Origin of the sequence: Enterobacter sp. TCD1-1, assembly GCF_020567405.1 — a bacterium.
Lineage (GTDB): Bacteria > Pseudomonadota > Gammaproteobacteria > Enterobacterales > Enterobacteriaceae > Enterobacter > Enterobacter quasiroggenkampii.
In genome coordinates, this window is the sequence record NZ_JAJCXF010000004.1 from 258,349 (window position 1) to 279,332 (window position 20,984).

22 protein-coding genes, 1 rRNA gene and 1 other annotated feature are annotated in these 20,984 nt (G+C 54.2%); of the genes, 14 read left to right on the plus strand and 9 right to left on the minus strand.

Annotation, left to right across the window (positions count from 1 at the left end; genetic code table 11):
- Positions 1–4 precede the first annotated feature (4 nt).
- Positions 5–796, minus strand: a complete 792-nt coding sequence (locus LJA86_RS17700) for a cytochrome C assembly family protein (RefSeq protein WP_014884879.1) — start codon at positions 794–796, stop codon at positions 5–7.
- Between the two features lie 166 nt (positions 797–962).
- On the opposite strand from LJA86_RS17700, the gene ffh reads away from it, so the two are divergent.
- The 7 genes from ffh to LJA86_RS17735 all read left to right on the plus strand — a co-directional run bounded on the left by ffh (position 963) and on the right by LJA86_RS17735 (position 6,379).
- Complete coding sequence (ffh, locus tag LJA86_RS17705) at positions 963–2,324, plus strand: signal recognition particle protein (protein WP_014884878.1); 1,362 nt, start codon at positions 963–965, stop codon at positions 2,322–2,324.
- Positions 2,325–2,440: 116 nt separating this feature from the next.
- Entirely contained in the window at positions 2,441–2,689 is a 249-nt protein-coding gene (gene rpsP / locus LJA86_RS17710) for a 30S ribosomal protein S16 (protein WP_003863133.1), read from the plus strand.
- A 15-nt stretch (positions 2,690–2,704) separates the two neighbouring features.
- Positions 2,705–3,244 (plus strand): ribosome maturation factor RimM, encoded by a 540-nt coding sequence (gene rimM, locus LJA86_RS17715; protein ID WP_032640972.1) that lies wholly within the window; start codon positions 2,705–2,707, stop codon positions 3,242–3,244.
- Between the two features lie 31 nt (positions 3,245–3,275).
- Positions 3,276–4,043, plus strand: a complete 768-nt coding sequence (gene trmD, locus LJA86_RS17720; protein WP_229226514.1) for a tRNA (guanosine(37)-N1)-methyltransferase TrmD — start codon at positions 3,276–3,278, stop codon at positions 4,041–4,043.
- 43 nt (positions 4,044–4,086) lie between these two features.
- Positions 4,087–4,434: a 50S ribosomal protein L19 gene (gene rplS, locus LJA86_RS17725; RefSeq protein ID WP_002914145.1), complete on the plus strand. Its 348-nt coding sequence runs from the start codon at positions 4,087–4,089 to the stop codon at positions 4,432–4,434.
- Positions 4,435–4,566: 132 nt separating this feature from the next.
- Positions 4,567–4,971 carry a DUF2946 domain-containing protein gene (locus LJA86_RS17730; protein ID WP_023618257.1) on the plus strand — a complete coding sequence of 135 codons (405 nt, stop codon included), beginning with the start codon at positions 4,567–4,569 and terminating at the stop codon, positions 4,969–4,971.
- A 37-nt stretch (positions 4,972–5,008) separates the two neighbouring features.
- Entirely contained in the window at positions 5,009–6,379 is a 1,371-nt protein-coding gene (locus tag LJA86_RS17735; protein WP_229226515.1) for a PepSY-associated TM helix domain-containing protein, read from the plus strand.
- 2 nt (positions 6,380–6,381) lie between these two features.
- On the opposite strand, the gene LJA86_RS17740 is transcribed toward LJA86_RS17735, so the two are convergent.
- The 4 genes from LJA86_RS17740 to LJA86_RS17755 all read right to left on the minus strand — a co-directional run bounded on the left by LJA86_RS17740 (position 6,382) and on the right by LJA86_RS17755 (position 9,157).
- Positions 6,382–6,867, minus strand: a complete 486-nt coding sequence (locus tag LJA86_RS17740) for an OmpA family protein (protein WP_045909260.1) — start codon at positions 6,865–6,867, stop codon at positions 6,382–6,384.
- 12 nt (positions 6,868–6,879) lie between these two features.
- The gene (dgcN, locus tag LJA86_RS17745) at positions 6,880–8,100 is read right to left on the minus strand and encodes a diguanylate cyclase DgcN (RefSeq protein WP_229226516.1); all 1,221 of its coding nucleotides are present in this window, start codon (positions 8,098–8,100) and stop codon (positions 6,880–6,882) included.
- On the minus strand, positions 8,093–8,644 hold the full coding sequence (locus LJA86_RS17750) for a YfiR family protein (RefSeq protein WP_205246257.1): 552 nt from the start codon (positions 8,642–8,644) through the stop codon (positions 8,093–8,095). Before LJA86_RS17750 ends, dgcN begins: the two co-directional genes overlap by 8 nt.
- 138 nt (positions 8,645–8,782) lie before the next feature.
- Entirely contained in the window at positions 8,783–9,157 is a 375-nt protein-coding gene (locus LJA86_RS17755) for a DUF2799 domain-containing protein (protein ID WP_229226517.1), read from the minus strand.
- Positions 9,158–9,371: 214 nt separating this feature from the next.
- On the opposite strand from LJA86_RS17755, the gene aroF reads away from it, so the two are divergent.
- From aroF to LJA86_RS17770, 3 genes are read left to right on the plus strand one after another with little or no spacing between them, the layout of a single operon-like run.
- A complete protein-coding gene (gene aroF, locus LJA86_RS17760; RefSeq protein WP_045909256.1) occupies positions 9,372–10,442 on the plus strand; it encodes a 3-deoxy-7-phosphoheptulonate synthase AroF in 1,071 nt (356 codons plus the stop codon).
- A 10-nt stretch (positions 10,443–10,452) separates the two neighbouring features.
- Positions 10,453–11,574, plus strand: coding sequence for a bifunctional chorismate mutase/prephenate dehydrogenase (gene tyrA, locus LJA86_RS17765; protein WP_126796488.1), 1,122 nt, complete (start codon positions 10,453–10,455; stop codon positions 11,572–11,574).
- A gap of 60 nt (positions 11,575–11,634) precedes the next feature.
- On the plus strand, positions 11,635–12,507 hold the full coding sequence (locus LJA86_RS17770; RefSeq protein WP_045909255.1) for an SMP-30/gluconolactonase/LRE family protein: 873 nt from the start codon (positions 11,635–11,637) through the stop codon (positions 12,505–12,507).
- Here LJA86_RS17770 and pheA read toward each other — a convergent pair.
- The 4 genes from pheA to bamD form a co-directional block, all read right to left on the minus strand.
- Positions 12,504–13,664, minus strand: a complete 1,161-nt coding sequence (pheA, locus tag LJA86_RS17775; RefSeq protein WP_021242003.1) for a bifunctional chorismate mutase/prephenate dehydratase — start codon at positions 13,662–13,664, stop codon at positions 12,504–12,506. The genes LJA86_RS17770 and pheA overlap by 4 nt on opposite strands.
- 30 nt (positions 13,665–13,694) lie before the next feature.
- Positions 13,695–13,820: a sequence feature (Phe leader region), on the minus strand.
- The gene (pheL, locus tag LJA86_RS17780; protein ID WP_100249759.1) at positions 13,772–13,819 is read right to left on the minus strand and encodes a pheA operon leader peptide PheL; all 48 of its coding nucleotides are present in this window, start codon (positions 13,817–13,819) and stop codon (positions 13,772–13,774) included. Its footprint overlaps the feature before it by 48 nt.
- Positions 13,821–13,930: 110 nt before the next feature.
- Positions 13,931–14,272, minus strand: a complete 342-nt coding sequence (gene raiA / locus LJA86_RS17785; RefSeq protein ID WP_008502470.1) for a ribosome-associated translation inhibitor RaiA — start codon at positions 14,270–14,272, stop codon at positions 13,931–13,933.
- A gap of 268 nt (positions 14,273–14,540) precedes the next feature.
- Entirely contained in the window at positions 14,541–15,278 is a 738-nt protein-coding gene (gene bamD / locus LJA86_RS17790; protein ID WP_023308867.1) for an outer membrane protein assembly factor BamD, read from the minus strand.
- 131 nt (positions 15,279–15,409) lie between these two features.
- Here bamD and rluD point away from each other — a divergent pair, with 131 nt between their 5' ends.
- The 4 genes from rluD to LJA86_RS17810 all read left to right on the plus strand — a co-directional run.
- Positions 15,410–16,390: a 23S rRNA pseudouridine(1911/1915/1917) synthase RluD gene (gene rluD, locus LJA86_RS17795; protein WP_008502468.1), complete on the plus strand. Its 981-nt coding sequence runs from the start codon at positions 15,410–15,412 to the stop codon at positions 16,388–16,390.
- Complete coding sequence (gene yfiH, locus LJA86_RS17800; protein WP_229226518.1) at positions 16,387–17,118, plus strand: purine nucleoside phosphorylase YfiH; 732 nt, start codon at positions 16,387–16,389, stop codon at positions 17,116–17,118. Before rluD ends, yfiH begins: the two co-directional genes overlap by 4 nt.
- Positions 17,119–17,247: 129 nt before the next feature.
- Positions 17,248–19,821, plus strand: a complete 2,574-nt coding sequence (gene clpB, locus LJA86_RS17805) for an ATP-dependent chaperone ClpB (protein ID WP_045909253.1) — start codon at positions 17,248–17,250, stop codon at positions 19,819–19,821.
- Positions 19,822–20,248: 427 nt separating this feature from the next.
- Positions 20,249–20,984 (plus strand): 16S ribosomal RNA (locus LJA86_RS17810); the annotation flags it as partial.

Here is a 20,984-nt window from a genome sequence, read left to right on the forward strand (position 1 = left end):
TTTCTTAGCCAGCAAATTGCTGTATGAAGCGGCTGCCAAAATAGGCAAGGGTGAGAATGCCCGCACCCGCGACGTTGAACCAGACCACGCGACGACCGCGCCAGCCTTCATGATAATGGCCCCATAACAGGACAATATAGACAAACCACGCGATGATGGAGAGCACCGCTTTATCGATATTCTCCACGCTGAACAGGTTCTTCATGTAAAACAGGCCCGTGCAGAGCGTGAGCGTCAGCAGCACCACCCCCACCTGGGTGATATGGAACATCTTACGCTCAATGACCATCAGCGGCGGCATTTCATGGTTAAAGGCCAGCTTTTTGTTTTTCAGCTGGTAGTCAATCCAGGCGAGCTGCATGGCGTAAAGCGCGGCGATAATCAGCGTCGCGTAGGCAAAGAGCGACAGGCCGATATGCACCAGCATCCCCGGCGTCGCCTCCAGATGCGTAATGAACTCATTAGGCATAAAGGTGGCGAGGGCCAGATTGATCAGCGCGAAGGTGTAGACAATCGGCAGCAGCAGCCAGCCGCGATTTTTAGACGCGACGATGGTCATTACCGTACAGATCATCAGGCTGACCAGCGAGCCGACGTTGAGGACGCTCAAGTTTTGCACGCTGCCGTCGCCGGGGATGATGCGTGATTCCAGCGCAAAGGCGTGGCTAATCAGTGCGATGACCGCAGAAAGAATAGCCATGCGTCGCCAGCCGCTGTTTTTTTGCAGCAGTCCGGGAACGATCAGCGCGAGGCTGACAGAGTAGGCAACAAGGGCGATCAGTGCGAAAACAGGCATATAGGCATCGACAGTTGTCTTAATAAGAAAGAGAAGCAGTATAACGTTACGTGACGCCTGCTCCAACCGTTGCATAACAACAAAGGCGCCTTCATGTTATACTCCGGCAAAATTCTGTGTATGTGTCGCTCATGGCGGCCCAACGTTTCTACTCAGGCGAGAGACAATGTTTGATAATTTAACCGATCGTTTGTCGCGCACGCTGCGCAACATCAGCGGCCGCGGACGCCTTACTGAAGAGAACATCAAGGAAACGCTGCGCGAAGTGCGCATGGCGCTGCTGGAAGCAGACGTCGCGTTGCCGGTTGTTCGTGATTTTATCAACCGCGTAAAAGAGAAGGCGGTTGGTCATGAAGTTAACAAGAGCCTGACCCCGGGTCAGGAGTTCGTCAAAATCGTTCGTAATGAACTGGTTTCGGCGATGGGCGAAGAGAACCAGGTGCTTAACCTGGCCGCTCAGCCTCCGGCCGTGGTGCTGATGGCGGGCCTGCAGGGTGCGGGTAAAACCACCAGCGTCGGTAAGCTGGGTAAATTCCTGCGCGAAAAGCACAAGAAAAAAGTGCTGGTGGTCTCTGCGGACGTCTATCGCCCGGCGGCGATCAAGCAGCTGGAAACCCTGGCAGAGCAGGTTGGCGTGGATTTCTTCCCGTCCGACGTGGCGCAGAAGCCTGTCGACATCGTTAACGCCGCGTTGAAAGAGGCGAAGCTGAAATTCTACGATGTGCTGCTGGTGGATACCGCCGGTCGTCTGCACGTTGACGAAGCGATGATGGACGAGATCAAGCAGGTGCATGCCTCTATCAACCCGGTAGAGACCCTGTTTGTTGTCGACGCCATGACCGGTCAGGATGCGGCGAATACCGCGAAAGCGTTTAACGAAGCGCTGCCGTTAACCGGCGTGGTGCTGACCAAGGTGGACGGTGACGCCCGCGGCGGTGCGGCCCTCTCCATTCGTCACATCACCGGTAAGCCGATCAAATTCCTCGGCGTGGGCGAGAAAACCGAAGCGCTGGAGCCGTTCCACCCGGATCGTATTGCCTCTCGTATTCTCGGCATGGGCGACGTGCTGTCGCTGATCGAGGATATCGAGAGCAAGGTTGACCGCGCGCAGGCCGAGAAGCTGGCCAGCAAGCTGAAAAAAGGCGACGGTTTCGATCTCACCGACTTCCTTGAGCAGCTGCGTCAGATGAAAAACATGGGCGGCATGGCCAGCCTGATGGGCAAACTGCCGGGCATGGGCCAGATCCCTGACAACGTGAAAGCGCAGATGGATGACAAGGTACTGGTGCGTATGGAGGCGATCATCAACTCGATGACGCTGAAAGAGCGCGCTAACCCGGACATCATCAAAGGTTCCCGTAAACGCCGTATTGCAGCCGGTTGCGGCATGCAGGTGCAGGACGTTAACCGCCTTCTGAAACAGTTCGACGACATGCAGCGCATGATGAAGAAAATGAAGAAAGGCGGCATGGCGAAGATGATGCGCGGCATGAAAGGGATGATGCCTCCCGGTTTTCCAGGGCGTTAATCGCTTTTGAGATTGCTTTTTGCCCGAAAATGAGTAAAATTTTCGGGCTTTTAATATGACACCCGGGCTCCGTTCCTCGATGGGGCCCGGTTGTTTTATTCACACAAGAGGATGTTATGGTAACTATTCGTTTAGCACGTCACGGCGCTAAAAAGCGTCCGTTCTACCAGGTTGTTGTGACTGACAGCCGTAATGCACGCAACGGTCGCTTCATCGAGCGCGTTGGTTTCTTCAACCCACTGGCCGCTGGCGCAGAAGAAGAAACTCGTCTGGATCTGGATCGTATCGCTCACTGGGTTGGCCAGGGCGCTACTGTTTCCGATCGCGTTGCTACGCTGATCAAAGCAGCAAACAAAGCAGCTTAATCTGTCACGGTGGTCATGATGAGCAATAAAGCACCTGTTGAACCGATCGTATTGGGAAAAATGGGTTCTTGCTACGGTATCCGTGGTTGGCTCAGAGTGTTTTCCTCCACTGAAGACGCTGATAGCATTTTTGATTACCAGCCCTGGTTTATCCAGAAAGGCGGTAAGTGGGAAGAGGTCGAGCTGGAAAGCTGGCGTCACCACAATCAGGACATCATCATCAAGCTGAAAGGCATTGACGATCGTGATGCCGCGAATGCGCTGACTAATTGTGAAATTGTCGTGGATTCGTCGCAGTTGCCACAGCTGGAAGAGGGCGACTACTACTGGAAAGACCTTATGGGTTGCCAGGTAGTCACTACCGAAGGCTACAGCCTGGGAAAAGTCATCGATATGATGGAAACCGGGTCAAATGACGTTCTCGTCATTAAGGCAAACCTGAAAGATGCATTTGGCATCAAGGAGCGGTTGGTCCCGTTCCTCGATGGACAGGTTATCAAGAAAGTCGATCTCACTACTCAAACCATTGAAGTAGATTGGGATCCTGGTTTTTAAATTCTCCGGATAAACGGTAAAAGACGGCGCTATGTGGATTGGCATAATTAGCCTGTTTCCTGAAATGTTCCGCGCGATTACCGATTACGGGGTAACTGGCCGGGCAGTAAAGAATGGCCTGCTGAGCATCCAGAGCTGGAGTCCTCGTGACTTTACTCATGACCGGCACCGTACCGTGGACGATCGTCCTTACGGCGGCGGACCGGGGATGCTAATGATGGTGCAACCCTTACGGGACGCCATTCACACAGCAAAAGCCGCGGCAGGTGAAGGCGCAAAGGTGATTTATCTGTCACCTCAGGGACGCAAGCTTGATCAAGCGGGCGTGAGCGAACTGGCGACGAATCAAAAGCTGATTCTGGTCTGTGGGCGCTACGAAGGGATAGATGAGCGCGTAATTCAAACCGAGATTGACGAAGAATGGTCTATCGGCGATTACGTTCTCAGCGGTGGTGAGTTACCGGCAATGACGCTGATTGACTCCGTCGCCCGGTTTATTCCGGGTGTTCTGGGCCATGAAGCTTCGGCAACGGAAGATTCCTTTGCCGATGGGTTGCTGGACTGTCCACACTATACTCGTCCTGAAGTGTTAGAAGGGATGGAGGTCCCAGCAGTGTTACTGTCTGGAAACCATGCCGAGATACGTCGCTGGCGTTTGAAGCAGTCGCTGGGCCGAACCTGGCTTAGAAGACCTGAACTTCTGGAAAACCTGGCTCTGACTGAAGAGCAAGCAAAGTTGCTGGCCGAGTTCAAATCTGAACACGCGCAACAGCAGCATGAACATGATGGGAATGCGTAATACGCTCCCGAATATCAGTTTACCCAGGATAAGAGATTAAATTATGAGCAACATTATTAAGCAACTTGAACAAGAGCAGATGAAGCAGGACGTACCTTCCTTCCGTCCAGGTGACACCGTGGAAGTGAAAGTATGGGTTGTTGAAGGTTCCAAAAAACGTCTGCAGGCATTCGAGGGCGTGGTTATCGCTATTCGTAACCGCGGTCTGCACTCTGCATTCACTGTTCGTAAAATTTCCAACGGCGAAGGCGTTGAGCGTGTCTTCCAGACTCACTCTCCGGTAGTTGACAGCATTGCTGTTAAACGTCGTGGTGCTGTACGTAAAGCTAAACTGTACTACCTGCGTGAGCGTACTGGTAAGTCTGCTCGTATTAAAGAGCGTCTGAACTAAGATTCGCTTAAGCGACATCCTGTTAGAAAGGGCTGGCCGAAAGGCTGGCCCTTTTTTTATCCCATCGCACCTCTCGCGTTAACCCTTTCGTCATAAATCATTTACAATGCTTGCCTCTTGAATGGAGGGAAAGTGGATAACGTACTGCATCAGCCTGACCGGAAACGCGCAGCGGCATTGGCCGCGCTGTTCGCGATCCTGCTGATCGTGGTAGCACCCCTTATCTCCGTTTCGCTGCAGAAAGATCCCATGAGTGCCATGCCGGGCATGCATCATGACATGAGCATGATGTCGATGGACGAGCATCACGGCGATATGCCGCACACGATGCCTGTCGACCATGCGGAAGCGTGCGGCTACTGCGTGCTGTTAGCGCATGTCCCTGGCGTAATGCTGGCGCTCATCGTCCTGCTCAGCGTGGTGCTGCAGAGGCTTCGCGTTAAGCCGCCGCGTCAGGCGGTCAACCACTGGCACTTCTTCCCCTGGCTTTACCCTGATACCCGCGCGCCGCCGCGGCAGTCTGCTTTTTCCCAATAAAAAATATCGATAACTTTTTGCCTTAAAAAGGAAAAGTATGACTACCTGCACCTCGCGCGCGGCATGGGGAAACCTGCTGCGTCGCCTTCATTTCTACGTTGGGCTGTTTGTCGGCCCGTTTATCTTCTTTGCCGCGCTGACCGGGACGCTGTATGTGGCGACCCCACAGCTGGAAAACGCACTCTACCGGCACGCGCTCCACGCGGATTCCGTGGGCGAGCCGCAGCCTCTGGCGGAACAAATCGCCGTGGCGGAAAAAACCGTTGGATCAGATTTACGTTTGCACGCCGTTCGTCCGGGGCTGGTTGCGGGCGAAACCACCCGCGTGATGTTCGCTGACCCGAAACTTGGGCCATCGGAGAACCGGGCTATCTTTATCGATCCGGTGAGCCTGGCGGTGCTGGGAGATCTGACGGTATACGGCACCAGCGGGATTTTACCCCTGCGTCAGACTATTGATTACCTGCATACGTCCCTGATGCTGGGCGACATTGGGCGCCTCTACAGCGAGCTTGCGGCCTCGTGGATGTGGGTTGCCGCGCTGGGCGGTATTGCCCTGTGGTTTTATACCCGACCCAAACGACGGCTCAACAATCGCTTCCAGAACCGGCGTCGGGTGCACGTGACGCTGGGCTGGGTTCTGCTGGGAGGAATGCTGCTGTTCTCCGCAACCGGCCTGACCTGGTCCCAGTGGGCTGGCGGGAACGTGGATAAGCTGCGTGCAGAGATGAACTGGCTCACCCCGCAGGTGAACACGACGCTATCCGGCCAACATGAGATCGTGGATGAACATGCCGAACATCGCGGTCATCACGGTGGGATGATGATGCCGGAAATGGCGATGGATTTGACGCTGTTTGACGGGGTGTTAAGCGCGGCGCGTCACGCGGGGATTGATGCCAGCAAGCTGGAGATCCGCCCGGCGAAAACGAGGGATCGTGCCTGGACCGTGACGGAAATCGATCGCAGCTGGCCGACCCAGGTGGACGCCGTTGCGGTAGATCCCCATACGATGCAGATCCTGGACAGAACCCGATTCGAGGATTTTCCGTTAATGGCAAAACTGACCCGCTGGGGCGTGGATTTCCATATGGGGATTTTATTCGGCCTGGCAAATCAGCTGCTGCTCGTGGCGTTCGGCCTCGCCCTGTGCGTGCTCATTATCTGGGGATACCGGATGTGGTGGATGCGTCGTCCTGCGCAATCGGCAGTGAGTCCGGTACAGACGCTGTGCCAGAGCTGGCTGGCGCTGTCAGGATGGGGAAGAGGCGTTACGGTGATAACCAGCGTACTGTTGGGGCTGGCCCTGCCGGTAATGGGCGTGAGTCTGGCGCTGTTTGTTCTGGTGGACTGGCTGCGCTGGCGAGCGGCAACCCGAGTGACGCTCGCCGAATCATCCGTTAAATAACCCTATGGCGTGCTGATCACCACTGCGACGCGGCGGTTTTCAGCGCGCCCTTGCGGGGTACTGTTGCTCGCAACCGGGTATTTTTGACCTAATCCCCGCGTGGTGAGATTGCTGCGCGGGATATTTGCCCCCTTCGCCCAGGCGTCGGCCACGGCGTTGGCGCGTTTTAACGACAGCGCTTCGTTGTAGCTTTCTTCCCCGTAGTTATCCGTGTGACCGTCCATTCGCGCGTGGTTCAGGCCGGTTTCGGCCAGGCGAGAGGCCATGGACTGGATCTGCGTTTCACTTTCCGGGCGCAGTCGGGCGTCATTTTTATCAAACAGGATGGTGTCCGACATGCCAAGCGACCAGTCACCGTTCAGTTCGTTAAAACCGTAAGACTTCATCGCCGCAATTTGCTCAGGAGTGAATTTGCCTTCCGGCGGCGACTGACAGCCTGCCAGAACCAGTGAGGCCAGTACTAACGGCGCGAAGTAACGTTTTAACATAGTGTATCCTTTCTAACTTATTGTTTTCGTACGCTGGTTTTTAACCTGGTACATATTGCGGTCAGCCCTCTCCAGTAATGCTTCCACGGAAGCATTTTCCCACGCCAGAGCAAAGCCAATGCTGAGTGACATCGATGCTTTTTGTCCGTTATGAAGATCAAACGGAGGGATAAACTGCTGCGAAAGCGCAGCACAAATGTGTTGAACCTCAAGCTCAGAGTGAACGCCGTACAGCACCATGGCAAATTCGTCTCCGCCAAGACGGTAAGACTGATGACGTTTGTCGCCAAACTCCATCATCCTGCTCGCGACTTCGATGAGCACACAGTCTCCTGCCGCGTGTCCCCAGGTGTCGTTAATAAACTTAAAATTATCACCGTCGAGGAAGAGCAGGGCCGAGTTTGTTCTGGCTGAAGGGTCGTTCATTAATGCCGCAATGCTGTTACGAAACGCCGCGCGGTTGGCAAGACCGGTAAGCGGGTCGTGCATGGCGGTCCGCAACAGCTGAGCGTTCTTCGCCTGAAGCTTCAGTTGCCACTCTTCCATTTCGTCCAGAAGACTGTTGAAGTCCTCGCCAAACTGGTGAAATTCTTCGATACGGCCGTCTTTCACCCGGCGGGAGAAGTTGCGGTTCGTGCGTACGTCATGCACGACGTCGGTAATGTTCTGCAGGGCCGTGACCATTCCACGATGCAAAGACTGGGTAATGATGAGCGCGACGACGGCGGCAAAGAGAATGCAGCCGGTCAGTACGGCAAACGACGTCCAGATGAAATGGCTGATCAAACTGTCGCGTGCGGTAAGGCGGATTTCGCCGATCGTTAAGCCGTTATGCATGATGGGCTGCGCAACCGGTACGGGGAAAAGCCAGCGACTGACCAGCGCGCCCAGCGTGTCGTTGTTATCCTCCGGGTTCCAGGACCAGTAGGCGAACCGCTTTTTATGCGCGTTAATTACCTCCGCCGCGGCAAACTGCCCCTGTTTGCCCAGGGCGGCAAGCGTTTCGTTGGCCGCCAGCGAGTCGTTGAAAACCAGCGAGGCTTCCAGGCTGTGGCTCATTGTGGCGCCGGTTAACTCGAGATTCTTTTGCGCGTATTGTTTTAACGTCACGACGGAAGCAAAACAGAGCAACAGCCATATTAACGTCATGGTAATAATGACGCTTATCATGCTGTTTCGCCTCAACGTTCTTTTAAACGTCGGACGTGGCGTTGATGTGAAATCTTTATCCATGCTGCTTATTCCGTGCCAGCATTAATACATCCGGATTGACTCTTACGCCACTGCGCGTCAATGCATCCAGGTTGACGGAAAACCGTACCTGGCCGCGATCGATCATCAGGCAAAAGGCACTGCCAATTACACATTCCGGATTTTGCTCTGAGATTAATAGCAACGCTCTGCCCTGATATTGACTTATTAATTCAAGTTGTTTTGCCGGTGATTCAGACCCGAAATATATCGCATCGCACGTCGCGGCCAGGGCTTCCCGATCGTTACGTACAATAACGGGAGTATAGGGTAACTCGTTGTGCCCTTCGTCGCCGCTGAGCGCGTGTGTATAGTGAGAAGTGGCATAGACGCAAAGTCTGGGCTGCCCGGATAGTGACGGCCATCGCGTATAGCTCACAATGCCTGAGACAATCGAACGTACCGATTTATCCGTTTCCGTAAGCGTGCCTGCCGTCGCTGGGCCCACCATAAGGAACAGCATTATCACCAGAGTGAGTCGGAAAAAAGAGATCAAGAATAAATTTCTCACCAGAATCCGCCACATCGCTCCGGAAATAGATGTCCTTAAGAGTTGCGGGCAGAATACCATTGTTTATCAGAGCCGTCATTATGTCAGAAATAGCCTCAGGCCAACCTAAGCTAAATCCTACTGTTGTTTATTTTCCGGTGGTTAAAAGCAGACTTAATTGAGTCTGCTGGAACGTATACCTTCATCCATTCCTTTTTGCCATGACGCACGCAGTTTTGTCGCGTTTTCGACAGTATCGCAACTGGCAGGGAAAGATTTGCCCGCTAATCCCCAGGCGTGAATAAACCCTTCTTCGCAGACTCTCTTCTGACCATCGGCATAGCCGCGAAGATATTCGCTACGATCAACGTGGGTGTCGTTAAAACTATCGGCCAGGGTCTGGTTATCTTTAACCGGCAGGCCATTCATGGCGTCTTCTTTACCGGCATCAAACCAGGATGGACTGGTCCAGTCGGGCTGGAAGGTGTAAGGATTGATCTGGCAGCCCGTTAAAAACAGCGACAACAGCGTGAGAGCAATTGAACGCATAGCCATTCTCCTTTTTTCTTCAGCATAGCCTGGCTTAAGAAAATATGTCTGTAATTTAAAATTTACGTTTTTATCGGCTGATTTTTGCAATAAATCGGCTTCTGTAAACTAATGTGTACGAATTTTGGATTGAAATGTTTACTTTTTATGGTATCGTGGTCTCACCTCATTGAGGAAAACAACTATCGCAAACGAGCTTTACAGGATCGCCATCATGCAAAAAGACGCGCTGAACAACGTACATATCACTGACGAACAGGTTTTAATTACTCCTGATCAACTGAAAGCGGAATTTCCGCTGAGCGTCGCGCAGGAGGCTCAGATTGAGCACTCGCGTCAGACCATTTCAAATATCATCGCCGGCCGCGATCCGCGCCTGCTGGTGGTGTGTGGTCCTTGCTCCATTCACGATCCTGAAACCGCCATTGAGTACGCTCGTCGATTTAAAGCATTAGCGGAGGAGGTCAGCGATAGCCTCTATCTGGTGATGCGCGTCTATTTTGAGAAGCCACGTACCACTGTCGGCTGGAAAGGATTGATTAACGATCCGCACATGGATGGCTCGTTTGATGTGGAAGCAGGTCTGAAGATTGCGCGTCGCCTGCTGGTGGAGCTGGTCAGCATGGGGCTGCCTCTGGCAACCGAAGCGCTGGATCCGAACAGCCCGCAATACCTTGGCGATCTGTTCAGCTGGTCCGCGATTGGCGCGCGTACCACGGAATCGCAAACCCACCGCGAGATGGCGTCTGGTCTGTCGATGCCGGTTGGTTTTAAAAACGGTACCGATGGCAGTCTGGCGACGGCGATCAATGCCATGCGCGCTGCCGCCATGCCGCACCGTTTCGTCGGTATCAACCAGGCGGGCCAGGTCTGCCTCCTGCAAACGCAGGGCAACCCGGACGGTCACGTGATCCTGCGCGGTGGGAAAGCCCCGAACTACAGCCCGGCGGACGTGGCGCAGTGTGAAAAAGAGATGGAGCAGGCGGGACTGCGCCCGGCACTGATGGTAGATTGCAGTCATGGTAATTCGAATAAAGATTACCGTCGCCAGCCTGCGGTTGCGGAATCCGTGGTCGCACAGATCAAAGATGGCAATCGTTCGATTATCGGTCTGATGATTGAGAGCAATATTCATGAAGGCAATCAATCATCTGAACAACCGCGCAGCGCCATGAAGCACGGCGTCTCCGTGACGGATGCCTGCATCAGCTGGGAGACCACCGATGCGCTGCTGCGTGAGATCCATAAAGATTTAAACGGCCATCTGGCGACGCGTCTGGCTTAAGAGGGTAGTTATGGTTGCTGAATTGACCGCACTGCGCGATCAAATTGATGAAGTGGATAAGGCGCTGCTGGATCTGCTGGCGCGCCGCATGGCCCTGGTTGCCGAAGTCGGTGAGGTGAAAAGCAAATACGGCCTGCCGATCTACGTCCCGGAGCGCGAGGCCTCCATGCTGGCCTCCCGTCGCAAAGAGGCGCAGGCGCTGGGCGTTTCGCCGGATTTGATTGAGGATGTTCTGCGTCGCGTGATGCGGGAGTCCTATTCCAGTGAAAACGACAAGGGCTTCAAAACCCTCTGTCCGACCCTGCGTCCGGTGGTGATTGTCGGCGGTGCAGGACAGATGGGGCGCCTGTTTGAAAAAATGCTGACCCTTTCTGGCTATCAGGTGCGCATTCTGGAAAAAGAGGACTGGGCCCAGGCGCCGGAACTCATGAAAGATGCCGGAATGGTTATCGTCAGCGTGCCGATACACGTGACGGAGCAGATCGTCGGGAAGCTGCCTCCTTTACCGAAAGATTGCATCCTGGTGGATCTGGCCTCCGTCAAAAATGGTCCGCTGCAGGCTATGCTGGCGGCGCATACGGGGCCGGTGCTGGGTTTGCACCCAATGTTTGGTCCGGACAGCGGCAGCCTGGCTAAGCAGGTGGTGGTTTACTGCGATGGTCGTCAGCCGGAAGCCTATCAGTGGTTCCTGGAGCAGATTCAGGTATGGGGTGCGCGACTGCACCGCATCAGCGCGGTTGAGCACGACCAGAACATGGCGTTCATTCAGGCGCTGCGCCACTTTGCGACGTTTGCCTACGGCCTGCATCTGGCGGAAGAGAACGTGCAGCTTGAACAGCTGTTGGCGCTCTCTTCACCTATCTATCGTCTGGAGCTGGCGATGGTCGGGCGTCTGTTCGCGCAGGATCCGCAACTGTACGCGGATATTATTATGTCCTCGGAAAATAACCTGGCGCTGATCAAGCGCTACTATCAGCGCTTTGGTGAAGCCATTACGCTGCTGGAGCACGGAGACAAACAGGCCTTTATCGACAGCTTCCGCAAGGTCGAGCACTGGTTTGGCGATTACGCGCAGCGTTTCCAGAGCGAGAGCCGGACGCTGTTGCGCCAGGCAAATGACAGTCGCCAGTAATGCGATGATGTATATACTGAAAGCCAGCATTGCTGGCTTTTTTCATTTTGGGGAACTGTCATGGCCGAACCGCAGCTGCTGTTGAATTACACCGGGCATTTGCCTGAATGCCCGACGTGGAGCGCCGACGAGCACGCGCTCTACTGGGCCGATATTCTGGAAGGAGAGATCCACCGCTACCATCTGCCGACGGCGGAACACACCGTGCTTTCTTTCCACGAGGAGGTGGGCTGTTTCGCGCTGCGCGAGCGCGGCGGGTTTATCGTCGCCATGCGCAATGGCATCTGGCTTGCCGATAAGCATGGCCTTCTGCAGCGCAAGGTGTGCGACAACCCCTCTAACCCGCAGCTGGCGCGTTTTAACGATGGGGGTACCGACCATCAGGGCCGGTTCTATGCGGGCACGTTCTGGGGGCCGGGAGATTACAACGGCGCCTTGCTGATGCGCATCGACAACGATCTGACGCCGAAGGTGATCCAGTGCGATATTCACGGGCACAACGGCTTAGCGTTTAGCCCGGATAAGCAGTGGATGTTTACCTCAGACACGCCAAACGGTGTGATTTACCGTACCCCGCTTGATGAGCAGGGCGAACCGGGTAAGCGAGAGGTGTTTCGTCAGTTTAAAGAGGGCGAGGGGATACCGGACGGCGCGGCGATGGATGTGGAAGGTTGCTACTGGAGCGCGCTGTTTGACGGCTGGCGCATCGCGCGTTTTTCACCGCAAGGGGAGCAGCTGGAAGAGTATCGCATGCCGGTACGTTGCCCGACGATGGTTTGCTTTGGCGGCGATGATATGAAAACGCTCTTTATCACCACCACGCGGGAAAATATGGATGCGGAGGAGGTGGCGAAATATCCGCTCTCCGGAGCCATCTTCACCCTGCCGGTGAGCGTGGCAGGGATGAAGAAAAGCCGTTTTATCGAACGTTAGATCGGATCGACCGGCACGACGTTTTCGCTCGGATAGCAGCCCAGCACTTTCATGGAGCGGGTGATTTCGCCCAGCTCGCGCAGGGCTTTCTGCATGGAAGCCGACTCGAGGTTGGCCTGGATATCGAGGTAGAACATCTCTTCCCACGGGTTACCGTGGATTGGGCGCGATTCCAGCCGGGTCATGATCAGGTTGTGATTACGCAGTACCAGCAGGGCTTCAACCAGCGCACCGGCCTGTTGGCCGGTGGCCATCAGCAGCGTGGTTTTGGCCGGTACCTGGTCAGATACATTGATTGCCTTGCGGGCCAGCACCACGAAGCGGGTAATGTTTTGCGTCTGGTTTGCCAGGTTGCGTTCCAGCACCTGTAAACCATACAGCGCGCCGCCCGCTTCACTGCCGAGCGCCGCGACGGTGGGAGAGTTCGCCTGGGCGACTTTTTCCATCGCCGCCGAGGTGCTTTCGGTGTACTCAATTTTCCAGTTCGGATAGCGGTTCAGGAACTGGCTGCACTGCTGGAACGGCTGCGGGTGGCTGTAGACGGTTTCGATCGTGTTCAGGTCCGTTGAACCGGAGACCAGCACGCAGTGATCGATAGGGATCGTCAGCTCGCCGACCAGCGACAGGCTGGTGTGCTGCAGCAAGTCGTAGACATCGTTGATGGCACCGGAGCTGGTGTTTTCAATCGGCACCACGGCGTAATCCGCCTGGCCGGTCTCGACCTGGTTAAAAATGTCGGCAAACTTCGCGCAGCCGCTTTCAATAAATTCTTCGAAATGGCGAGCGGCATACTGACGTGCGGCCAGGTGAGAATAGGAGCCCTTTGGCCCGAGGAAAGCGATACGCGCAGAGTGCGGATTGGTTTTATTGAGATGCTGCTGGAGTAGCGCTTGCTGGGTCAGAACGGAATCTTCGATGATGAGCTGGAACAACCGGGTGATGTAGTGGGCATCGAGGTGATGCGCTTTGCCGAGCTGAATGAGCCGTTCCAGCAGATCCCGCTCGCGGTCGATATCACGGACCGGACGATGGGAGTCCAGCTTGGCTTTACCCACTTCAACGGCAAGGGCGCGGCGTTCGGCCAGCAGCGCCAGCAGTTTCTCATCCAGCGCGCTGATTTTTACTCGCAGATCCAGTAACGGGTTTTCCGGTGTCATAGTGTTGCCTGTCTCATCTTATCGTTATCAATAAAAAAGGCCCCCCAGTGTGGGAGGCCTTGTTGTTCGTCTTCGCATTCTTTATCACACGACGAAACGCCTCCCGTTCAGGGGAAGGTAAAAAAGAATGCGAAGAAGAACGGCGTAAGTTTCATAAAGTCATCCTGTGAGTGATACCGTTAAAGTACCCGTACTGTTTTCACCCTGTCAATAAAAAACAAAAAACGCGCCCGAAGGCGCGTTGGCGGTACACTCAATTTAAAGGATTACTCTTCTTCAACTTCTTCCGCGAAGCTGGCGTCTTTCACCGACGTTGTGGCGCGACGGGCTTCACCTTTGTGTTGCACTTTATTGAGCTGCCGTTCCAGCTTGTTGATCAAATCGTTAATAGCGGTGTACATATCCTCATGTTTTGCGCTGGCGACCAGATGGCCGTTTGGAGTATTGATAGTTGCGTCAGCGATGAAACCCTGCGGCTCCTTGGACAGGATGATATGTGGATTAATCAAATGTGTTTGCCATTTATCCAGTTTGGCGAGACGGTCTGCGACGTGCTGGCGAATTGCCGGAGTAATTTCCATTTGTTTACTGGTAATGTTCATTGTCATAAATTTTACCTCTTGTCTTTCCGTCTTGGTGATTCCAGCATACCCGACCTAATGTCAAAATGTGTGATTTAGATCACGTTATTTTGTCGGTTTTTGTCAGGGAATCTTTTTTGTGAGGCAGGGCAGGAAGAGGTGAGATTTACCTTGTAGAAGGCATAAATTGGGGCCATAGTTGACAGGATGTGTTGAGGGTAACGCGCTTCAGCGACGCTCAGAAACGAATAAAAAAACGGCAGCCTTCGGGCTGCCGTTTTGCATTGAGGCAAAATCAGGTGTTGCTGCTGTTCGCGGCGATGATTTTCGCCACTTTTTCAGCCTGAGCGGTCATCTGCATCTGACGGTAAGCATTTTCCATCAGCTTCAGGCCGTCGCGCGTTGCCTGAGTATCCGGGTAATCACGCAGCATACCTTCTACGCGGTTAACCACGGCAACCCATGCGCCACGGCGGGTATAATATTCCGCCACGGAGTATTCATATTTCGCCAGACGATCTTTCAGGAACACCAGACGTTTGGTGGCGTCGGTCACGTACTGGCTGTTCGGATAGCCGCGCACCAGCTTGGAGAAGTCATTGAAGGCATCACGCGCATGCTGCGGGTCACGGTCGGAACGATCCACGCCGAAGAAGCCCTGCAGCGCACTGTCGTCCAGCGCCATGTTGGTGAGGCCGCGCATGTACATCACGTAGTCGATGTTAGGATGAGTCGGGTTCAGACGCATGAAACGATCGATGGTTGCCTGAGCCAGCGGCAGATCGGCATTTTTATAGTATGCGTAGATGAGATCTAACTGTACCTGCTGCGAATACGGACCAAATGGATAGCGATTATCCAACGCTTCCAGTTGCGTTATCGCCTGTTTCCAGTTACCGTCCTGCAACTTTTGTTGTGCAGTCGCATAGATTTCATTCGGCGGATTGTCAGGGACCTGTTCATTTGAACCGGAGCAGCCCACCAAAGCCAGGCTCAACGTGGCCGCTGCCACCAGATATTTCATGCGCGTCATGACGTTTTGACTTTCCTCAAATGTTTGTCCGGGAGAAACTCTGTTCCTGCTCCCGATTAAGACCAGCTACAATAGCACACTATATTAAACGGCAAAGCCGTAAAACCCAACGTTAAACGAAGAAGCAGTTTATGGCACAACGAGTAGAACTCACCGCAACAGTCTCCGAAAATCAGCTCGGTCAACGCTTAGATCAGGCTTTGGCCGAATTGTTCCCTGATTATTCGCGTTCACGCATAAAAGAATGGATCCTTGACCAGCGCGTGATGGTAAACGGCAAGATCTGGGACAAACCAAAAGAGAAGGTGTTAGGTGGGGAAGCTGTCGCCATCAATGCTGAAATCGAAGAGGAAATCCGCTTCGAGCCGCAGGATATTCCACTGGACATCGTCTATGAAGATGATGACATTCTGGTGATCAACAAGCCGCGCGACCTGGTTGTTCATCCGGGGGCAGGGAATCCTGACGGTACGGTACTTAACGCACTTCTCCATTATTATCCGCCGATCGCGGATGTTCCGCGCGCGGGCATCGTGCACCGTCTCGATAAAGACACTACCGGTCTGATGGTGGTGGCGAAGACCGTTCCTGCTCAGACCCGTCTGGTGGAGTCGCTGCAGCTGCGCGAAATCACCCGTGAGTATGAGGCGGTAGCCATTGGGCATATGACCTCTGGCGGGACGGTAGAAGAGCCTATCAGCCGTCACCCAACCAAGCGTACCCATATGTCGGTGCATCCGATGGGTAAACCGGCGGTGACGCACTATCGCATTATGGAGCATTTCCGTATTCATACGCGCCTGCGTCTGCGTCTGGAAACCGGGCGTACTCACCAGATCCGTGTGCATATGGCCCACATTACCCATCCGCTGGTGGGTGATCAGGTCTACGGTGGCCGTCCGCGTCCGCCTAAAGGCGCATCGGATGAGTTCATCAGCGTATTGCGTAAATTCGACCGTCAGGCGCTGCACGCGACCATGCTGCGTCTTTACCATCCTATCACCGGCATTCAGATGGAGTGGCATGCGCCTATCCCGCAGGATATGGTGGACCTTATTGACGCCATGCGTGCTGATTTCGAAGAACATAAGGATCAAGTGGACTGGTTATGACCAAACTGATTGTCCCGGAGTGGCCATTGCCTGCCGGCGTGGCTGCCTGCAGTTCAACCCGTATTGGCGGTGTTAGCCAGGGCGCATGGGAGTCGTTGAACCTCGGCGCACACTGTGGCGATAACCTGGAACACGTGGAAGAGAACCGCAGGCGTCTGTTTGCTGCGGGGAACCTGCCTTCAAATCCGGTCTGGCTGGAACAGGTTCATGGCAAGGCGGTGCTGAAGTTGACGGAAGAACCCTATGCTTCTAAACGTGCTGATGCCTCTTACAGCAATACTCCGGGAACCGTTTGTGCCGTAATGACCGCCGATTGTCTGCCAGTGCTGTTCTGCAACCGTGCAGGCACCGAGGTGGCTGCAGCTCACGCGGGCTGGCGTGGACTGTGTGAAGGCGTGCTGGAAGAAACCGTCGCCTGCTTTAAGGATGAACCCGCCAATATTATGGCCTGGCTTGGCCCGGCCATTGGTCCTCGCGCTTTTGAAGTGGGGCCGGAGGTTCGCGAAGCCTTTATGGATAAAGATCCGCAAGCGGTGGACGCCTTCCTGCCTTCTGGAGATAAATATCTGGCCGATATTTATCAGCTTGCTCGTCAGCGCCTGAACAGCGTCGGCATAACGCAGATCTTCGGCGGCGATCGCTGCACATTCACCGAAAAGGGTGATTTTTTCTCTTATCGCCGCGACAAGACGACGGGGCGTATGGCAAGTTTCATTTGGCTGATATAACCTAAAGAATCAAGACGATCCGGCACGTGCCGTTTTCTTTTCACATAATTCAGGTCATTAACCTTGAATAATTGAGGGATGACCTCATTTAATCTCCAGTAGCAAATTTGACCTGTTATGGGAGGAGTTATGCGTCTGGATCGTCTTACTAATAAATTCCAGCTTGCTCTCGCCGATGCCCAGTCCCTCGCACTGGGGCACGACAACCAATTTATCGAACCTCTTCATCTAATGAGCGCCTTGCTGAATCAGGAAGGGGGATCGGTACGTCCTTTATTAACGTCCGCTGGCATTAATGCTGGCCAGTTACGCACCGCTATCGATCAGGCGCTTAGCCGTTTACCGCAGGTCGAAGGGACCGGCGGCGACGTTCAGCCGTCGCAGGATCTGGTGCGCGTCCTGAACCTTTGCGACAAGCTGGCGCAAAAACGTGGGGACAATTTTATTTCGTCAGAGCTGTTTGTTCTGGCGGCGCTTGAATCACGCGGTACCTTGACCGACCTGCTGAAATCTGCCGGTGCGACCACCGCCAATGTGACTCAGGCGATTGAGAACATGCGCGGAGGTGAAAGCGTGAACGATCAGGGAGCCGAAGACCAACGTCAGGCTTTGAAGAAATTTACGGTCGATCTGACCGAGCGTGCTGAACAGGGCAAACTTGACCCGGTGATCGGCCGTGATGAAGAAATCCGCCGTACCATTCAGGTGCTGCAGCGTCGTACCAAGAACAACCCGGTACTGATAGGTGAACCGGGGGTCGGTAAAACCGCCATCGTTGAAGGGCTGGCGCAGCGTATTGTGAACGGTGAAGTGCCGGAAGGTCTGAAGGGCCGCCGCGTACTGGCGCTGGACATGGGCGCGCTGGTGGCCGGTGCGAAATACCGCGGCGAGTTCGAAGAGCGTCTGAAAGGCGTGCTTAATGACCTGGCGAAGCAGGAAGGCAACGTTATCCTGTTTATCGATGAGCTGCACACCATGGTCGGTGCCGGTAAGGCAGACGGCGCGATGGATGCCGGGAACATGCTGAAACCTGCGCTGGCGCGCGGTGAACTTCACTGCGTCGGTGCCACTACGCTGGATGAGTACCGTCAGTACATTGAGAAAGATGCTGCGCTGGAACGTCGTTTCCAGAAAGTGTTTGTTGCCGAGCCAAGCGTTGAAGATACCATCGCGATCCTGCGTGGTCTGAAAGAGCGCTATGAACTGCACCACCATGTGCAGATCACTGACCCGGCCATCGTTGCGGCGGCGACGCTTTCGCATCGTTATATTGCTGACCGTCAGTTGCCGGATAAAGCGATCGACCTGATTGATGAAGCGGCGTCGAGCATTCGTATGCAGATTGACTCGAAGCCGGAAGAGCTGGACCGACTCGACCGACGCATCATTCAGCTCAAGCTGGAACAGCAGGCGCTGAAGAAAGAGTCTGATGAAGCCAGTAAGAAACGTCTCGATATGCTCAATGAAGAACTGGACGATAAAGAGCGCCAGTATTCTGAGCTTGAAGAAGAGTGGAAAGCCGAAAAAGCCTCCCTTTCCGGTACGCAGACCATTAAAGCTGAACTCGAACAGGCAAAAATTGCCATTGAGCAGGCGCGACGCGTGGGTGACCTGGCGCGAATGTCTGAGCTGCAGTACGGCAAAATTCCTGAGCTGGAAAAACAGCTTGAGATAGCGACGCAGTCAGAAGGCAAAACGATGCGTCTGTTGCGTAATAAAGTGACGGATGCTGAGATCGCGGAAGTCCTGGCGCGCTGGACCGGTATTCCCGTGGCGCGCATGCTGGAAGGCGAGCGTGAAAAACTGCTGCGCATGGAAAACGATCTCCACAATCGTGTCATTGGTCAAAACGAAGCGGTTGAAGCGGTATCGAATGCTATTCGTCGTAGCCGTGCAGGGCTGTCCGATCCAAACCGCCCGATTGGTTCGTTCCTGTTCCTTGGGCCGACCGGTGTCGGTAAAACCGAGCTGTGCAAAGCGCTGGCTAACTTTATGTTCGACAGCGACGATGCGATGGTGCGTATCGACATGTCCGAGTTTATGGAGAAACACTCCGTCTCGCGTCTGGTCGGGGCGCCTCCAGGATATGTGGGTTATGAAGAAGGTGGGTACCTGACAGAAGCGGTGCGTCGTCGTCCTTATTCCGTCATCCTGCTGGATGAGGTGGAAAAAGCGCATCCGGATGTGTTCAACATTCTGCTTCAGGTGCTGGATGATGGTCGTCTGACCGACGGGCAGGGGAGAACGGTCGACTTCCGTAATACGGTTGTCATTATGACCTCGAACCTGGGTTCCGATTTGATTCAGGAACGTTTCGGTGAACTGGACTACAGCCATATGAAGGATTTGGTGCTGGGTGTGGTAAGCCATAACTTCCGTCCGGAGTTCATCAACCGTATTGATGAAGTGGTGGTATTCCATCCTCTGGGTGAGAAACACATCGCGTCGATTGCGCAGATCCAGCTGCAGCGTCTGTACAAACGTCTGGAAGAGCGTGGATATGAAATTCACATCTCCGACGATGCGCTGAAGCTGCTGAGTAAGAATGGTTACGATCCGGTGTACGGTGCGCGTCCATTGAAACGTGCTATCCAGCAGCAGATCGAAAACCCGCTGGCGCAGCAGATCCTCTCCGGGGAGCTGGTTCCAGGCAAAGTTATCCGTCTGGAAGCCAACGACGATCGCATTGTGGCAGTGCAGTAAGTCACAAAACGCAAAAACGAGCCGCTTGCGGCTCGTTTTTGTTTAAAAACCAGGCGAAAATTGAGGTCTGAAGTCGGTTTTGCCTGGAAAGTGAGCGGTCGGTAAATAAATTTCACTTTATCCTTGCAGGTTCAGAATTACTCCCTATAATGCGCCTCCACTGACACGGAACAACGGCACACACGCCGCCGGGTCAGCAGAGAAAAGCGAAAATAAACGCTTGACTCTGAAGCGGGAAAGCGTAATATGCACACCCCGCGCCGCAGCGAAAACGAAGCGGCACTGCTCTTTAACAATTTATCAGACAATCTGTGTGGGCACTCAAAGTGACATGGATTCTTAATGTCTTCGGACAATAAATGAATACCAAGTCTCTGAGTGAACATGCGTAATTCATTACGAAGTTTAATTCACGAGCATCAAACTTAAATTGAAGAGTTTGATCATGGCTCAGATTGAACGCTGGCGGCAGGCCTAACACATGCAAGTCGAGCGGTAACACAGGGAGCTTGCTCCCGGGTGACGAGCGGCGGACGGGTGAGTAATGTCTGGGAAACTGCCTGATGGAGGGGGATAACTACTGGAAACGGTAGCTAATACCGCATAACGTCGCAAGACCAAAGAGGGGGACCTTCGGGCCTCTTGCCATCAGATGTGCCCAGATGGGATTAGCTAGTAGGTGGGGTAACGGCTCACCTAGGCGACGATCCCTAGCTGGTCTGAGAGGATGACCAGCCACACTGGAACTGAGACACGGTCCAGACTCCTACGGGAGGCAGCAGTGGGGAATATTGCACAATGGGCGCAAGCCTGATGCAGCCATGCCGCGTGTATGAAGAAGGCCTTCGGGTTGTAAAGTACTTTCAGCGGGGAGGAAGGTGTTGAGGTTAATAACCTCAGCAATTGACGTTACCCGCAGAAGAAGCACCGGCTAACTCCGTGCCAGCAGCCGCGGTAATACGGAGGGTGCAAGCGTTAATCGGAATTACTGGGCGTAAAGCGCACGCAGGCGGTCTGTCAAGTCGGATGTGAAATCCCCGGGCTCAACCTGGGAACTGCATTCGAAACTGGCAGGCTAGAGTCTTGTAGAGGGGGGTAGAATTCCAGGTGTAGCGGTGAAATGCGTAGAGATCTGGAGGAATACCGGTGGCGAAGGCGGCCCC

Excerpts from the sequence above, each read along its gene's own strand:
- LJA86_RS17700 (WP_014884879.1), bottom strand. The coding sequence starts at position 796 with ATGCCTGTTTTCGCACTGATCGCCCTTGTTGCCTACTCTGTCAGCCTC.
- ffh (WP_014884878.1), top strand. The coding sequence starts at position 963 with ATGTTTGATAATTTAACCGATCGTTTGTCGCGCACGCTGCGCAACATC.
- rpsP (WP_003863133.1), top strand. The coding sequence starts at position 2,441 with ATGGTAACTATTCGTTTAGCACGTCACGGCGCTAAAAAGCGTCCGTTC.
- rimM (WP_032640972.1), top strand. The coding sequence starts at position 2,705 with ATGATGAGCAATAAAGCACCTGTTGAACCGATCGTATTGGGAAAAATG.
- trmD (WP_229226514.1), top strand. The coding sequence starts at position 3,276 with ATGTGGATTGGCATAATTAGCCTGTTTCCTGAAATGTTCCGCGCGATT.
- rplS (WP_002914145.1), top strand. The coding sequence starts at position 4,087 with ATGAGCAACATTATTAAGCAACTTGAACAAGAGCAGATGAAGCAGGAC.
- LJA86_RS17735 (WP_229226515.1), top strand. The coding sequence starts at position 5,009 with ATGACTACCTGCACCTCGCGCGCGGCATGGGGAAACCTGCTGCGTCGC.
- LJA86_RS17740 (WP_045909260.1), bottom strand. The coding sequence starts at position 6,867 with ATGTTAAAACGTTACTTCGCGCCGTTAGTACTGGCCTCACTGGTTCTG.
- dgcN (WP_229226516.1), bottom strand. The coding sequence starts at position 8,100 with ATGGATAAAGATTTCACATCAACGCCACGTCCGACGTTTAAAAGAACG.
- LJA86_RS17750 (WP_205246257.1), bottom strand. The coding sequence starts at position 8,644 with ATGTGGCGGATTCTGGTGAGAAATTTATTCTTGATCTCTTTTTTCCGA.
- LJA86_RS17755 (WP_229226517.1), bottom strand. The coding sequence starts at position 9,157 with ATGCGTTCAATTGCTCTCACGCTGTTGTCGCTGTTTTTAACGGGCTGC.
- aroF (WP_045909256.1), top strand. The coding sequence starts at position 9,372 with ATGCAAAAAGACGCGCTGAACAACGTACATATCACTGACGAACAGGTT.
- tyrA (WP_126796488.1), top strand. The coding sequence starts at position 10,453 with ATGGTTGCTGAATTGACCGCACTGCGCGATCAAATTGATGAAGTGGAT.
- LJA86_RS17770 (WP_045909255.1), top strand. The coding sequence starts at position 11,635 with ATGGCCGAACCGCAGCTGCTGTTGAATTACACCGGGCATTTGCCTGAA.
- pheA (WP_021242003.1), bottom strand. The coding sequence starts at position 13,664 with ATGACACCGGAAAACCCGTTACTGGATCTGCGAGTAAAAATCAGCGCG.
- raiA (WP_008502470.1), bottom strand. The coding sequence starts at position 14,272 with ATGACAATGAACATTACCAGTAAACAAATGGAAATTACTCCGGCAATT.
- bamD (WP_023308867.1), bottom strand. The coding sequence starts at position 15,278 with ATGACGCGCATGAAATATCTGGTGGCAGCGGCCACGTTGAGCCTGGCT.
- rluD (WP_008502468.1), top strand. The coding sequence starts at position 15,410 with ATGGCACAACGAGTAGAACTCACCGCAACAGTCTCCGAAAATCAGCTC.
- yfiH (WP_229226518.1), top strand. The coding sequence starts at position 16,387 with ATGACCAAACTGATTGTCCCGGAGTGGCCATTGCCTGCCGGCGTGGCT.
- clpB (WP_045909253.1), top strand. The coding sequence starts at position 17,248 with ATGCGTCTGGATCGTCTTACTAATAAATTCCAGCTTGCTCTCGCCGAT.